This is a genomic window from Sphaerisporangium sp. NPDC004334, from assembly GCF_053602655.1.
In genome coordinates this window covers 157,042-171,115 of the sequence record NZ_JBSGDZ010000005.1, presented here as the reverse complement: position 1 = coordinate 171,115, position 14,074 = coordinate 157,042, and the positions used below count along the sequence as shown (strand labels likewise).

6 protein-coding genes are annotated in these 14,074 nt (G+C 66.2%); 1 reads left to right on the top strand and 5 read right to left on the bottom strand.

The features are described from left to right. Positions 1–55: 55 nt before the first annotated feature. Together ACWEN6_RS07910 and ACWEN6_RS07905 are read right to left on the bottom strand one after the other, a co-directional pair. Complete coding sequence (locus ACWEN6_RS07910; RefSeq protein ID WP_452569504.1) at positions 56–448, bottom strand: hypothetical protein; 393 nt, start codon at positions 446–448, stop codon at positions 56–58. Between the two features lie 53 nt (positions 449–501). Beyond that, positions 502–702: a hypothetical protein gene (locus tag ACWEN6_RS07905; RefSeq protein ID WP_452569503.1), complete on the bottom strand. Its 201-nt coding sequence runs from the start codon at positions 700–702 to the stop codon at positions 502–504. Positions 703–830: 128 nt separating this feature from the next. Here ACWEN6_RS07905 and ACWEN6_RS07900 point away from each other — a divergent pair, with 128 nt between their 5' ends. Next, complete coding sequence (locus ACWEN6_RS07900) at positions 831–2,852, top strand: DUF2075 domain-containing protein (RefSeq protein WP_452569502.1); 2,022 nt, start codon at positions 831–833, stop codon at positions 2,850–2,852. An 80-nt stretch (positions 2,853–2,932) separates the two neighbouring features. Here ACWEN6_RS07900 and ACWEN6_RS07895 read toward each other — a convergent pair whose 3' ends face one another. The 3 genes from ACWEN6_RS07895 to ACWEN6_RS07885 all read right to left on the bottom strand — a co-directional run bounded on the left by ACWEN6_RS07895 (position 2,933) and on the right by ACWEN6_RS07885 (position 14,026). Next, entirely contained in the window at positions 2,933–6,010 is a 3,078-nt protein-coding gene (locus tag ACWEN6_RS07895) for a putative dsRNA-binding protein (protein WP_452569501.1), read from the bottom strand. Positions 6,011–6,077: 67 nt separating this feature from the next. Next, positions 6,078–10,733 carry a DEAD/DEAH box helicase gene (locus ACWEN6_RS07890; RefSeq protein ID WP_452569500.1) on the bottom strand — a complete coding sequence of 1,552 codons (4,656 nt, stop codon included), beginning with the start codon at positions 10,731–10,733 and terminating at the stop codon, positions 6,078–6,080. Next, positions 10,730–14,026, bottom strand: a complete 3,297-nt coding sequence (locus tag ACWEN6_RS07885) for a hypothetical protein (RefSeq protein WP_452569499.1) — start codon at positions 14,024–14,026, stop codon at positions 10,730–10,732. The genes ACWEN6_RS07890 and ACWEN6_RS07885 overlap by 4 nt, the downstream gene beginning before the upstream one ends. Positions 14,027–14,074: the final 48 nt, after the last annotated feature.

Below are 14,074 nucleotides of genomic sequence, written 5' to 3'. Positions count from 1 at the left end.
TCCTGCCGGGGCCTTCCAGGGGCTGGCGCCTGGTGTCCTGGAGGAACCGTTTGACTTACGGAGACGCCGACGCGGCCAGGTGGTCGAGCAGGCGACTGTATGCGCCAAGGTCGGCACACCGGATCAGATATCCGTAGGGAATGGACGCCTTTCCCCGATGCATGCGCCTGGGGAATCTGGTCATTCCCGAGCCGTGCCGGAACCCCGTGGGGATGGTAAGCCCGGGGACCTCGCGCAGTGGTGGGAGGTCACTGTCAGGCGACACGAACACAGCGATGGCGTCAAGCGCGGTCTTCTGGCGGTCCAGGTAGATGACGGTGGCACGGCCGCGGTGTTCGAGTTCGGCGTAGTAGAGCGTCGGAGCCTTACCCGAGGTGAACCCATGCTCGTCGGCGAGCGCCACCAGTCGCGCCTCAAAGCCGGACAAGCGCCTCATATCGTCGATCAACGGGCACCTTCCGCCAGTCTGCCTTCGCTACGGGCCAGAACACCACTTATCAGTCACAAAGATCCTGCCACGGCCATGGAATTGAGAACTTCACCGTGCACGCGCGTGCCCCTCGCCTTTCGGGCGAGCGCCGTTAGCGTGTGTCCGAAAATCGTTGTCATCTCCGCACCGAGGTTTCGCGACGTCTCCCCGACCTTGGTGAACTCCGAGGGCTGGCCGGGCGGCTCCACCCTGCCGACGATCTTGGCGTACATGCTTGCTGAACCACAGGGTCATTGTGACGGCCGCCTGATCGCAGGCAGGTGTCCCTCCGCCCACCTCTTCAGGGGAGATAGGCGGGTTCGCGGTTTGGCCAGTGGATACGCCAGTTTAATGTCTGCGCATGGGCACTGCCCTGATCTGTCCGGATCTGTCGGCAATGATCGCTACAGTACGGCTCGCACCACCCTTCGCCCCCGTCCGTCTGCTGACTGTGCGTCGGCCGTCGTTCCGAAGGAGCGCTCTCGTGGCGTTGCGTTGTCTGTACCAGGGCAGTGCCGGTGAACTAGCCGAGATCATCGCCCAAGGTCATCTCGTGGAGGAGCTGCGCCGACGCTTCGTTGCGCTACACGGAGCGAAGCCGAGAGAGAGCGAGAGCGCCTCGTGGGGCGGCAGCATCCCCACTGTCGTCGATGTGCTGATCAGCGCCGGCCTGCAAGACGTGCAGGTGCTGGTCGAGCTGACCGCGCCGATCTGCAACGAACGCATGGACATCGTCTTGGTCGGAAGCGAGCGCCAGACCGGTGAGCTCTGCGTCATAGTGGTGGAGAACAAACAGTGGTCGCAGGTCCGGCCGGTGCGCGGCACGCAGATGGTGCACGTGCCGAACGCGCCTAGCCGCAACCCACGCTTGCACCCGGCCGTCCAGGCTGACGGGTACCGGCAGGTTCTGCGCGACTTCGTGCCGATGCTGCGGACCGCCAAGGTGATGAGCCTGGTCAACCTGCATAATATGCCCGCCGCGGTCCTCGAGACGATCCAGGGCGACAGCCAGGAACTAGAGGGCGGGGCGAAGCGCACGCAGATGTACGGACAGGCACCGGAGGAACGTGAACGGTTCGCGGCCATGCTCACGAAGACCCTCTCGGGCGAAATGGCACTCGAGCATGCTCACGACCTGCTGTCCGCCCGCGTGTCACCGACTGAGAGCCTGATGACCGCTGTTCACAAGAGCGTGCGCGGACGCTCCGTCTTCCCCCTGCTGGACGAGCAGCGCAAAGCCGTCGAGTACGTCAAGGCCCAGTTGGCGGCGAGCCGCCGGGGCAACAAGCGGGTCGTGCTGATCGTAGGCGGCCCCGGCACCGGCAAGAGCGTGATCGCCTTGGAGCTGTTGGCCATGTGTAGCAAGGATGGGCTGAAAGTCGCGCATGCCACCGGCAGCCGATCCTTCACCCGCACGCTTTGGGAGTACGCCGGCCAGGATACGCGCGCCAGGCGCATTTTCCGGTACTTCAACAGCTTCGAAACCCTTCGCTCGAAGCTGGACGTGCTCATCGCCGACGAGGCGCACCGGCTCAGGCGTCAGGCTTCCGGCGCAGGCCCGTCCCAGGTCAAGCAGCTCATCCAGGCTGCGGACGTACCGGTCTTCCTGCTGGACGAGCATCAGGTGGTACGCCCTGGCGAAGACGGCACCATCCAGCTGATCGAGAACGCGGCCAAGGAGATGAAGCACGAGGTCCTGCGAATCGACCTGCGCAGCCAGTTCCGTTGCGGCGGCGATCCGGAGTACATCCGCTGGGTCGAACAGCTGCTCGGGCTGGTGGCCGGAGAACCGCCGCGCCGGTGGCGGCCGCTGGCGAACTACGAGTTGTACGTCGCCTCCACCCCAGAGGCTATGGAGAAGTTCCTCAACAAGCGCGCCGCCGAGACCAACAGCAGCGCCCGTATCGCGGCTGGCTTCTGCTGGCCCTGGACATTCCCTCGAAATGGCACGCTCGCCGACAACGTCCGTATCAACGGCTGGAACCGGCCGTGGAACGTCAAGGGAGACGAGTGGGTCGGCGACAAGCCACCGCACACGCTCTGGGCGACACACCCTGGCGGTCACGGCCAGATCGGCTGCATCTACACCGCACAGGGCTTCGAGTACGCCTGGGCCGGCGTCATTTTCGGCCCGGACCTGGTCTGGCGCGACGGAGGCTGGCGGGCCGACATCAGCCAGAACCGCGACAGTGCGGTCGAGAACGCGCTCGACTTCGACTTTCTGGTCCGCAACACCTACAGGGTGCTTGCCACCCGCGGAATGCGCGGCACCGTATTCCACTCCGTCGACCACACCACCAACGTGATGCTGGCCAATCTTGGTGCTCGTCCGCTCGACCATGACGGCGTGCCCATGAACACTCCACGGTGGCAGAGCGGCTGAATAGGCCCTCTTACGCAGCGTTACCTGTGTGAATGCCGTGGCTTTGACGAGCCGACCTGCGCGAAGCAGGAGGAAAAAGCTCACTGATCCGCCAAACTGTTCGCAAGGCGTTTCAGTGCATTTACGTGAGGAGACATGGCGTCCAGCGCCTCACTGGCATCTGAGAGATATCGATAACGATCAGTACGATCGTCGGTTTCACTGGCCGTCCGAGCCGTCTCGAAGACTCGGATCTGCTCAACGATAGGAGAAACATGCCGCCGCAGGATAGTGAGCACATGCCGCGCCTCAGAAGCGCTGTCGAGCGCTGCACGAGCGGCTCGCTCAATGGACGTGACCTCTGCTTCGTCACTTGGTTCCTCTGATGTCATCCTAATTAGAAGGTCTCCTGGATTCAGATAGCAGGTCACCGACGGTGAAAGCTCTGCAAGAAGTTCGGCCAGGGGACCCATGCATTCCTCGAAGCCGTCCGTCAGGCCATGTACGAGGACAAGCGCCCCATCTTCCGTCCCACCAAGGTCGATGGCAGTGGCAGACGTTGACCATCTGGCCGTCGCGGTAAGGAGCATTGCGACAATTGTGGCCTGAATGGGTGCGAGAAAAATGGCGCCGGGGTCGAATTTTTCTTCGGTATTCGGATAACGCGAGCCCGCGCTCGTCGCCACCACCGTCGAGAGGTCGACCGCCTCGTCGGGGATGACGCAACGGGAAAATTCCGCCAGGTACGAGAGCGGAGCGAACTCCTCCACCTCGAGTTCTCGGTCCAACGCCTCCAACCACACCACAAATGCGGCTATTCGATTTGCGGTCATCGGAAGAGAGCGACGTTGGAATTGAGAGATACATCGCGCATATAGACTCTGCAAGTTCTTCAGGTCCGCTTGTTGAGCAGCGGCAACGATGTCGCTGGTCACCCCCGCCCATCGCCGAAAAGCCCTCATCTCGCCGCTGATCAGCGCGGATAGGCCTAGGTGCCCTTGGAGCACACAGCGCTGCAGGTTGCGGTCTTCCACCGCAGCCGCATTGGCTATCTGGCTCCCCACATAGTAGGAGATGAAACGTTTTTCGTCCCCGTCAAGATCAGCCGGATAATCTTGATAGGTACGCAGCAGGTCAACGACAGCGCCGGCCGACCGTGCTTTCGCTTGAGACTTGCTCGCCCGACGGTAATCACACTCCAAGGTGAATTCGGCTCCATGTGACTTGAAGATGAGATCCACCGCATAACGGCGTTCATGGTCCGGGCCAGACTCATATGCGATCGAGTCGACTTCGACACCATAAGGCGCGCCCATATTGACGAGCTTTGTATAGCCGTCATGGACAGGCGCAAAGCGTCCCAGCCACTCATGCAGTTCTGCAGGACGAGTATCCATGAGATGCGTTCGCCGATGACGCCAAGCGGCAGCCAGAACGGCCTGAGCCACATCCGCCTTTGCGATATCCGGGTTATCGGCCTGCCCCTTACTCAGGAGAACGCCCCCACCAACAGCCAGCCTGTCGAACAATTCTTGACAGAAGTAATTGTCCGGCGTCCCCATCCGCGCTTCATCTTCGTTCGGCCGGAGGTTTGTGGCAGCCAGTCTCAATACATGTTCGTGGGTACAGAGCGAATCCATGACGAAAGAGCCATGGTGTGCCAGCAGGCCGTTATCTCGTTGCCGTGCATCGGCAACCATTACTTTGTTCTCGTACGCCCAGGAACTGTGCGTCAGTGCCTGACACAGCCAAGGCTCGCTTCCGACGGGCAGGTCGAAGAGTTGCCGCAGGTCGCGTACTGCCTGCCGGTGTCCGGCCGGAGCATTTCGATAGATCAGTGGGGGCCGCGGCGCCGATACGGCCCACGTATCACGCTCCTGCCGCGCGACAACCGCAGGGAGATATCTGCGCAGGAAGTTCTCGGCCGCCTTTTGCGCCGCCTCCTTCTTCCCTCGGCCGACCCCCTCGGCATATCGTCCAGCATCATCCTGGACGCAGGCTGTGAACATCCTGTTGTGAGCCGGTCCTTCTTCCGAGAAACTCCAAGAGCAAGGCTCCTTGCGAGTTTGTCCTTCAAGAAGCGTCCGCCATTCTCGAGGCCGACTTAGAGCAGCCCTTACCTTCACATAACTCGATTGGCAGAGTTGACGAATGGCCTCAACTCCGCCCAGCAGAGCGACAACGCCAAGGACCTGCCGGACCGTGACAGACCTCGCCCTACTGAAGTGGTTTCCACTCGTCGCGGACTCCCCTTTGCCGAGAATTACCGCATCAGCCAATTCCATGCAGTCGTCAATAACTCGGTTGCCCGTCGATTTCAGATCATTCAGAGCAGAACTCTGTGCACCTCGCGTTTTCGGCTGGCACTCGGCCACATAGCAGTCGAGAAGCGCTAGAGTGATCCAACGCTTTCCAACCTCCTCAAATGACTTCAGGAGCCTGGAGTTTACTCCGATGGACAATGCGCGTTCGTTCTCATAGATGTAGCTGGCGTGCATGCATGCGATGCGCAGCCATCGAGATCTGACCGTATCGATGCGCGCGTCCCAGCCGAGTTGAGCCAAGAACTTCACAAGACCCTCGCTTAACGGGATGCCGTCGGCCCACTGGCCGGGATCACCCAGGCAAGGGAGATCAGAATTGTCGATGACCACGAACTCTCGTGTCCGCGGAGGCTCCTGCTTTCGTGTGGCACCTGGCGGCAACGACCGTGTTAGAGCCGGGTTCTTCCTCCACTCAGGATGCCCTGCCGATGCGATCCTCTTCGACTTGTGTACTCCCATGGCCATGGGGTGTGGCCTGGCCACCTCTCTGTTGAGATGATGGGCGACATCGTTGAGCACCCAGTTCGGCAGTTGCCGGTGCGCTGCTCCTTCGCGGTTGACGGCATTCGCAAGGGATAGATAGTAAGCTGCTCGCCCAATGTTGTCAGCCAGTGCGTGCCCTTCGGCCAGCTGCTGAAGAATTCGACAGAACCGTCGTCTGGAGATTTCAAGCTGAGGCGAGACCCTGATCCGCTCCAGTCGCTTAATCGCTCGGCGAAAGGCCGCGATTTTGTGTAGAGGCGTGGGTACGGGCGGCTCCGCTAAGGCCACGACACCCACCCATCGGTTGCCACCGCTGAACGCCGTCACAGGTACCTCCACAAATTCCAGATGGGGATCGATGCGCCATGCCATCCACCGATGGGGCTCGCCACGATCAGGTACGATCAAATCCGCAGATGGGAGACGGCTGACTCTGGGGTCAGCGGTGATCGGCCGCAAGGCCACTACCCTCCATCAGTGGCTGAAGGGCGGCGATGGCGGCCATGCGGCTGAGGACGTCGTGGTGGGCCTGATTGTGGAAGCTGCGCAGGCAGCCGTAGCAGGAGGTCTCCTCGCCGCAGTCGCAGTCCGACACCCGGTGGTACGCGGCCTGTACGACGCCGTCGAGGGCGCGGGCGATGCGCAGTACGCTGCCTGCGCCGCCGGGGACCGCATCGAACAGGACCAGGCTGATCTGGCCGCCCGATCGGGAGTACAGGGTGCCGCCGATGTCGTCACGGCTGAGTTCGAGGCGTTCTGCGGCGCCTTCCAGCAGCGCGTACAGCACGGAATACCAGCTCGCGGTCGTGGCTGCGAGCGGCATCGCGAGATGGTTGAACGTGAGGTCCAGGATGTCGGTCTCGTAGGGATGGGCGAGTGATCTCCGACGCAACGGGCCAGCGCATTCTGTGCCGCGCAGCAGGTGGGTGTGCGTCTTGGGTGCACGCCGGGCCACTGGCACTCCGGCGCCACAGTAGTCACAGATGAGGTAACCGGCTCCGTTCGGCCCTTCGGATAGGGCGATTAGACGGCCTCGGGTGCCGGCCCGGCTCCAGATCATCGCACCGCCCGCCGCCTTCCACACCGTCTCCTCCACCTCGGCGGCCAGCGACAGCACGTGCGTTGCGCCGTTCCAACTGCGCTTGGGTGGCGTCGTGCTCGGCTTGGCGGGCTTGGACTCGGCGACGAAGCCGAACTCGGGCTCGTAGTACTGTCGTGCGGCGTTGCGCGCGAAAGTGGAGCAGGAAGGGCAGACCGGATCGAGTTGCTCGTCGCCCTCCCAATAGTGCTGGCAGTGATCACAGATGAGGTAGTGCTTGCCGATCAGCTCACGGCCGGGCAATCGGTAGACACCGCCGGACCGCCAGAGTAGTCCGCCCGCCACGACCTCCGAGCCCGGGGCGTACTCGTAGATCGCCGCGGACAGGTCGCGGGTGAGCTCCAGCTTCGCACCGACCGGCTCGCCCGAGTAGGCCGTACGTAGTTCCACCGTGTCGACGGGGAATCCGTACTTGGGCAGCACATTGCGGTTGGCCAGGTAGCCGAGCAGGTTGCGCCTCGTCAGCGTGTTGATCGTTTTCGCGTATCGGTTGACGAGGTGATCCTTGCCTGCGTCGAACGCCTCGCGGCGGCGCTGCCGGAAGATGTCCACGTCCTGCGCGAGCTGCTCTCTGACCTCTTCCAGCAGGCCGCACAGCTCTTTCACCCACGCGCCCGTGGTGACCCCGATCTCCTGCTGCACTTCGGGTGGCAGCACTCGGAGCAGAGAATCCATGACGTCGGGCGGAACCGGTGTCAGGAATCCTCGAACCTGGGACGCGGGTACGTCACCCTCGTCGGCGAGAAAGAACTCCCCGGCCGTCGACCACGTGGAGCCCATGACGTTCTTCGCGTGCCGGAAGAACGCCGCCAGCGCGATGGAGTGCGCGTGCCGCCGGTCGATGCGCTCGTTCCCCAGCGGAACGTACGGGGCGCGTACCTCACCGGCGATCATCGAGATCGGGTCCTGGTAGCGGGACAGGTCGTGCGAGCGCCGCTGCGCGTAGGTGACCACGAGCGCGGCCGAGTCCGTACGCCGCCCCGCACGGCCTGCGCGTTGCACATAGTTGGCCGTGGTCGGCGGCATGTTGCGCAGGACCACGGACTGCAGTTCACCGACGTCGACGCCGAGTTCGAACGTGGTCGAGCAGGACAGGACGTTGACCTCCCCCCGCAGGAACCTCTGCTGGATGTCCGCGGCTTCCATGCTCGTCCACTGGGCGGTGTGCTCCCGTGCGATGAGCGGGACGGGGCTCATCGACCGGTAGACGGACCTGTAATGGTTGTCGTCGTGCTCGATGGGCGGAACGGTGAACGGCTCGAGCGCCCCTTGGCAGCCGAGGGTGGGGCAGACGCCGCGCACCGATACGGCGGTGACGCGGCGGCACAGGTCGCACCTGTGCAACGGACGGTCAGGTGTGACCGGCGCGAGCTGGAGCCAGGTGTGGTCGACTTGGCGAAGGGTGCCGAGACGAGGGATGCTCTCGGTGGGCAACCACCCGTCCCGTGAAGTAGTGATCACCTTCCAGCAGCCCCGCAGGACGTCCTTCGGGTCGGCCTGCGAGCCGAGCTTGCCGAGGATGCGCCGGACGTAGTCCAGCCGACGGTTCATGCCGCGGGTGGGCAGCCAGCTGAGGACCTTCTTTGCGGGTTCCGCGCCGTCTTCCCGGAGGTAGATGGGCCCGCGCCGGGGGTCGAAAGCCTCGTCGCGAGGGTCGACGTCCTCCGGCATGGTGAGCACGCCTTGCTGGCGTACGGTTCGCAGCAGTTCACCGAGCATCGCCCAGCTCTCCGAGTCGGACAGCCCCAGTGCCCGCAGCCCCGGCGGCATCGCCCACCGTGGTTCACGGTCCAGGTCGACGCGCATGAGACCGAGTCCCTCCAAGGACTGCCGGTCGTCCATGGCGACGAGTTCCTGCATGATCCACAGGGCTACCGCCCGTTCCCGTTGTTGCCTGGACATCCGGCGGGTGAAGACATGAGCGCTGTCCGCGGCCTTGGCCACGTGGTAGGTGAGATCCGCGACGCTCACCGCTTCCTCGCCGCGGATGGCGGCCTGAAGTCCTTCGAGGATCAGCCGTCGGCGCTGGACGCCGGCGTAACTGGATTCGAAGTAGGGGGCGAAGAAGGCGGCGGCCTGGCGGCTGTCGCTGAACGACAGGAGCTTGCGCCCTTCCCCGGGCTGGTCGGCCAGCACCTCGTCGCCCGCTGGCGGCAATGCCTGGTAGAGCGCTGTGGCCAGAACGGCCACCGCGGCGTCGTTGCCGCTCTCGAACTGGCGGACCATCGCCGTGCCACGGGCGCCGCAGGCGAGACACCCGGACGGGGAGTCCTGCCGGGTGTTCAGCCGGCGGACCGGCCACAGTGTCGTGGCGGTGCATCCGCCGCGCCCGCACACCATGCGTGGTGAGGTGTGCAGCCCTCCGCAGCCGGCGCAGAGGAACGCCTCGTCACCGGTGACGTCCGGCACGTCCTCGAGATCGTCGTCCTCGTCCGTCACGACGGGTGCGTCGCCGAGCAGCAGCCAGACCCGTTGTTCGTCGCGCTTGATCCGGGGAGCGAACACGTACTCGCCATTCTGCGGGCGGACGGCGCCCAGCAGGTGGACGGCGCCACACCGCTTGCAGGCTCCGAACTCGAACACCGCGCCCTGACACGTTTCGCAAACCTCGTGGCGTCCGAGGGAGACATGCGGTCCGGAGTCCGTCAGGCAGGTGAACGCGCCCTCGGTGGCCCGGGCGAACAGGTGGTAGCGGGCGGACAGAACGGGTGAGCCGGCCTCGTCCTTGACTTTGCTGCCGATGGCGACCAGCGCCGCCAGCGCCTCGTCCGGACGCTCGTGCGGCTCGAAGAGTAGCCGCGACAAGATCGCGAACGGTTCGGGCCCGGCCGCGAGGCGCCTGCGCAGTTCGGCCATGCCATGCTCGTGGGCCAGGGCGGTGGCCGCGTCGTCGGCGGCGAACCCGCGTTCCTTGGCCAGCACGAGGATCTCGGCCTCAGGGTCGTCGAGCCGTGCCAGCGTGCGATAGCGGTCGGCGGAAAGCGGGCCCCAAAACGGCCCCTGCGGCATCGTCACGCGCGTCGCGCCGACGAGATCCTGCCGGGAGGCGTCCTGTGGGACCCACTCGAACGGGACGTCGAACAGCTTGGTGGCGAAGTCGGTCACCGCCGCCGGGTCGTCCCCCACCGTGGCACTGGTGGCGATGCACTGCAAGGGCCGGTCCGGCGCGACCCGGTCGTGCAGCCGGCGCAGCAGCATGGCCACTTCGGCCGCCTTGGCCCCGTCGTACACGTGCGCCTCGTCTAGGGCGACGAACCGCCACTCGCGCTGCTCGAACAGGTGCAGGTCGTCCGGGCGGAGCAGCAGGTACTCGAGCATGGCGTAGTTGGTGAGCAGAAGGTGCGGGGGGTTGTCGCGCATCTCCTCGCGGCTGAGCAGTTCGTTGGGCAGGCGTGGCTGACCTGGGTTGAGGGCCTCGAAGTTCTCCGCGCCTTCCCGGGCGCTCGTAGGCGTGTCTCCGGTGTACCGGCCGAAGGTGATCTGCGGGAGGTGGCCCAGCAACTTCCTGAGGCGCTTGAGCTGGTCGTTGGCGAGGGCGTTCATCGGGTAGAGCAGCAGTGCGCGCACGCCGGGTCCGAGTTCGCCGCAGGTTTGCTCGGCGGCGAGCGATCCGAGGATCGGCAGCAGGAAGCTCTCGGTCTTGCCCGACCCGGTGCCGGTGGCGACGACGAGGTTGCGTCCCTTCGTCGCCTTCCGCAGGGCGTTTTCCTGGTGCCGGTACAGCGGCCGGTCCAGCGGCAGCTCCGGACCGGTGAGCATGCGGAACTCCGGGCCGAGCACCCCCTCGTCGATGAGCTCGCCCAGCGTGGCGCCGGTCTGGTAGGGAGGAGTGGCCTCCAGCAGCGGCCCCTTCGTCAGCATGGGGCTGCCTGTGATCTCCTCGGCCAGCGCCGCGGCGATGCGCGGTTCCCGTACGGGGAGCAGCGAGCGCAGGTAGCGCCGGTAGGTCTCGATGATCAGCGTGCTCGTGGCGAGCGCGTCGAGGGTGGTGCTCACTTGTCCTCCGGGTCGTGGGCGGCGATGAGCAGCTCGGCCAGCACGAGGTCGATGGCGACGAGGTCGGGGGCGGCGGTGGCGAGCAGGGCCCAGTCGGCGCGGAGCATCTGTTCCGCTGATCGGCACGCCTCGTCGCCGCGGGCCGCGAGCCGCGCGAGGCAGGCGAGTGCGATCGACGCGGCTGGCAGCGCGTACCATCCGCCCAGGTCGTCGGGGTTCTCCCGACTGCGGATCTGTCCGGCCAGTTCGGGGTGAGAGCTCTTCGCGACGAGTTGATGCGCCGTCTTGACGATCTTCGATGCCATCCGTGCGACGGACGTCGCCGCGGCGGTCTCCCGGGCGTCGAACAACCTGCGCGCCGCGACCAGCCGGGTGTCAGAGTCGAGCAGAGCCTTCGGGACGACGTTGGCGGCCCGCCAGATGCTCTCCAGCTGTTCCGGGGTCATGAGCTTCATGCGCTTGACCTCGGGTCCGAACCTCCCCACGGTGGCGTCGGGATCGACCCCGGTCCGCTGGATCACCGCCAGGTCGTCCCCGCACTGCCGTTCCGCCGCCGCCAGGCAGTCAGGGTCGCTCAGCCCGGCCAGCAGCAGCGCCATCGCCGGCAGGACGGGCCAAACCCGGAGTGCCGTCGCGGTGTTCTCCGGCGCCGGTACGGCCGTGGCCGCGAGACCGGACGCGACAAGAAGCGAAGTCATGCGGTCAGCGGGCAGCCCGAGGTCGGCCAGCCGGGACAGGGCTTCGACCGGCCGCGCCCGCAACGGGCGACAGCACTGCTCGACCAGCCTGCGGACGTCGAAGGCCACCCCGAGCTGGCCGGCGAGTTCGACGATCCACCAGAGCCGGCCCAGGTCGATGACCTTCTCCGGGAAGGGCCCGGCGTCGGCGAGGAACCGGGACAGCGCGGTCTCCTCGGCATCGTCCGAGATGAGGTGCCCATCCGCCGCCGCCACCAGGAATCGCCCAGGCCATCGCGGCCATTCGGTGAACGTCCATGGGTCCTCGATCTGCAGGACGACCAGCAGTGGGCCGGCGTTGTGCAGGTCGGGCGGCAGCGCGACCGTCCCGTCGCGCACCGGTGCGATGGAGGGCTCCCGCCATGGCGCGCGCAGCGCGTAGACCGCGGCGGCGAGCCCTTCGACGTCCGCCGGGTCGCGGAGGACGATCCGGTCACCGTGGTGGGCCAGTCCCGTCGCGAGCTGCCGGGGTCGGACGAACGCCAGCGGGGTGATCACCTCGCTCGCGCCGAAGGCGAGATCGGCGTACTTGAACTCCTCGATCGTCCCGCCGATCCTGGCCAGTTCGTAGCGGGCCACGCCGTCCCGTGCCTGGCCGCCGGGCTCCACCTCCTGCACCACGCGGCCACTGACCACGACCTGAACGGCGGGCAGCGCCCCCGCTCCCGGAACGCGGACCAGCAGCGTGCCGGGATCGTCGGCGAAGGACTCGGTGGCCATCCGCAACGGGCCGGCGAGCCAGGCGGAGGACTGCGTCGTACGTTGCCTGAGCACCTGGACGTGTGGCGGCGTGACGACGAGCGGCTCCGTCTCGCCCTCCGTGCGGAACTCCACGATCTGGCAGAGCTCCCGGGGCGCGAAGGATAACCGCTCAGGGATCGCCCGCCCACCGGCCGCGGCCTTCAGCTCGGCACGGGCCGTGGCGAGCCCAGTGGCGGTGAACAGGCGGTGGCCAGGGCTGTAGGTTACGCGCAGGCCCTCAGCCACGAACACCGATCGGACCGTGCCACGTCCCAGCGGGCCCCGGACGATGATGTCGAAGGCACCCAGGACTGGTCTTGGCAGGTCGGACCACAGGTCCTGGACCGCCGTGGGCGCGTCGGCCGTGAGGGTGCGCGAAGCGACGGTCTCGCCGGTGGCGCTGCGGCGCACGTCCACGAACCATGTCGTGTCCGCGCCCGCCTGCCCGGGCAACCACACGTCCGGCGGCCGGGCCAGGACGCCCGACCCGTACGGCGTGGCGATGCCGGGCACGGGGTCGCCGGTGATGATCCTGGGCCGGGCGTAACCGCGTACCGGGCGCTCGCTTCCCGGCAGACCGGCCAGACCGAGGGATCGGGCGTGTTCCAGGGAGACCTGCTCGAGCCGCCAGCCGTTCCAGCCCAGCGGCAGTTCTCCTTCGATGACCGTCCGCAGTTCCCCATCGGCGCGCAGCTCGCGTTCCTCGGGGTACACCACCCAGACCGCGTCCGGCGGGAGCGGCAGGTTGTCCGCGAGCCGCCGGCCGTCCTCGGCGAAGACCAGCATCGGCGCCTTGGGGTCCACAACGGACCGTTCCACCTGATGGTGCCAGCCCGCGAGCGAGACGGCGACGCTCAGCACCGGCTTGGTCAGCGGGTAGGTGGTGGACGGCGCCGCCTCGGCGACCCCGACCCATTGCGCCCTGCTGCGGACGGTCGCGGTCACGCCGTCGGCCGTCACGTGCCACACCGCGAGCCCGTCCGGCGTGTCGCCCACCGCGGGCAGGACGACCTCGACGCCACGGCCGTAGGGGTCCAGGGCGATGCGCGGCTGCTCCCAGCGGCGCTGCCCGAACGCGCGCTGCCGCGAGCGTGCCGTGAGGTCCAGCCTGCCCTGCGCGGACAGGTCGAGCGCCTCCTTCAGCACGCGCTCGGGCAGGCCGACGGCCTCGATGTCGGGGGCGGGACGGGTCAGCCGGTCAAGAAGGTCGAAGCTGCGCTCGACGAAGTCGTAGGCGTACTCGGTGCCGTGCTGCAGGAATCGCCGGACCGGCACGTCCAGCACCTCGATGCGCTGTTCGCGTCCGGTGGCGGTCGCCCAGGAGAGGAAGCCTTCGGCGTCCAGGCCCGGGTCCTGGGCGCGGCGCTGGAGCAGCAGCCGGAAGTAGTCCTCAAGGCAGAAGGTGGGAATGCCGGTGTGCATGAGGATCGGCCCGAGGTAGGGCATCGGCATGCCCGGGAACGTCGGCATGCCGAGCGAGTCGATCGCCACGGCGAACCCCTTGCCCCAGATCGTTTGCTCCTCGGGCAGACCCTTGTACCTGACCTTCTCCCAGAGCTTCGGCCAGAACGTGCCGTGCTGGTAGTAGCGGGCGGCGATGCCTGTCATCGCGACGGCGAAGCAGGCCGGCCATCGCAGGAAAAGCTCCTCAGGCCGACGCTCGCTCGCGACCCATTTGGCGTACAGCGGGCCCAGCACGCCGGCGACCTGCTCGCTGCGGTCGACCGGGACCTCGGTTTCCGCAACGAGCGAGCAGCCGCGCAGGCGCTTGGACCAGAGTCGTTCCCGCAGGTTCAGTAGTTCAGTCGGGCTCACTTTTCTGGCGGGCCCTGCATCGATGGTGCCTGTCATCTCATCTACCGC

Coding starts and splice junctions, on each gene's coding strand:
- ACWEN6_RS07900 (WP_452569502.1), top strand. CDS start 831: ATGGGCACTGCCCTGATCTGTCCGGATCTGTCGGCAATGATCGCTACA.
- ACWEN6_RS07905 (WP_452569503.1), bottom strand. CDS start 702: ATGTACGCCAAGATCGTCGGCAGGGTGGAGCCGCCCGGCCAGCCCTCG.
- ACWEN6_RS07895 (WP_452569501.1), bottom strand. CDS start 6,010: ATGGCATGGCGCATCGATCCCCATCTGGAATTTGTGGAGGTACCTGTG.